General features: G+C 40.9%; 2 protein-coding genes. Both read right to left on the reverse strand.

Annotated features, from left to right (window positions below; genetic code table 11):
- Nucleotides 1-594, reverse strand: a 594-nt coding sequence (locus KCX82_RS22815) for an IS3 family transposase (RefSeq protein ID WP_227020740.1), incomplete at its 3' end; no start/stop codon positions are given.
- Between the two features lie 20 nt (nucleotides 595-614).
- The coding region (locus tag KCX82_RS22820; protein WP_227020739.1) for a helix-turn-helix domain-containing protein at nucleotides 615-1,220 on the reverse strand (606 nt) is incomplete at its 5' end.

The following is a 1,220-nucleotide window of genomic DNA, read 5'->3' on the forward strand; positions in this document are numbered from 1 at the left end:
TTGGTAACCTCTGTCGCTGTGAAAAAGGGGTGTGGCATCAGGGTATTCCCGATGGGCAATATCAAATGTCCTGAACACCAGCTCATTATTGTTTGATCGTCCGACCACAAAAGATACGATGCTCTTGTCTCCAAGATCCAATATTGCACTGAGGTAGGCTTTGCTGTCAGAACAGTATTTTAACTCCGTTACATCGGTAAGCCATTTTTCACCAAAAGCATCTGCTTGAAACTCCCTGTTCAACACATTCTCTGCTGTGATTTCAGGCGTTGATTTGACGTAGTTCTTTTTCTTTTTCCTGCATACGGATTTCAAGTTAAGTATTGTCATCAGTCTGTAAATCCGTTTGGGATTCAAATGGAGTCCTTGTTCCCGGTTCAGTTTGATTGTCATCTGACGATAGCCGAGAATGCCATTCTTTTCTTCATAGGCATCCTTAATCATCGGAATCAGCTTCTTGTTGAATTGCTCATTCCTGCTTTCCTTTCTGTTAAGCCATTTGTAATATGCTGAACGCTGTATTCCTGCAATATGACATAATTCGGTAACCGGATATGCCATAATGTCATGAAGTTCCTGTATTGCAAGATATATGGATTCATATCTTACCTGGCTTAGTACCGCCTCCTTTCTATCTCGTCGAGTTTTTTTAGGAAGTCTATCTCCATTTGCTTTCTGCGGTTCTCAGCTTCAAGCAGTTTATTCTGGGCCTTCAGCTTCTCAAGTTCAGACATTTCACTTTCGGTTTTTTTTCTTCCTCGCTTGTCCAGTAAACCCTCGATACCGTTAGTCTCATATTTACTAACCCATGTGTAAACCTGCTGATAAGAAACCTGATACTTTTGCGCTGTTTCAATGTAATCGTTCTGATGTTCAATGCAGAATTTGACGATTGCAATTCTTTCGTCATATGTGGTTTTCCTCCCGTTTGTCATGATGGGCCTCCCTCCTGTTCCAGAAGCTTTCAGCTCCTCATGACTATTATACTTCAAAATCCACCTGCGTAGCTGAGTGGTTGATCTGATGCCGTATTTTTTACATATGCCCGGAAGGGAATCGGCCTTAACGAGATAGTCTTTTACAGCCGTTTCCTTTAATGCTTTAGAATAACTGGAATTCTTTGAAGAAGTGATTAGGCCATCAATGCCTAAGGATTGGTAATTATGAATCCATTGCCTAAAAGATTCATAGTTGATACCAATCATAGTTGCAGTATGTCT

It is taken from the genome of Sinanaerobacter chloroacetimidivorans, from assembly GCF_018128545.1.
GTDB classification, from domain to species: Bacteria; Bacillota; Clostridia; order Peptostreptococcales; family Anaerovoracaceae; genus Sinanaerobacter; species Sinanaerobacter chloroacetimidivorans.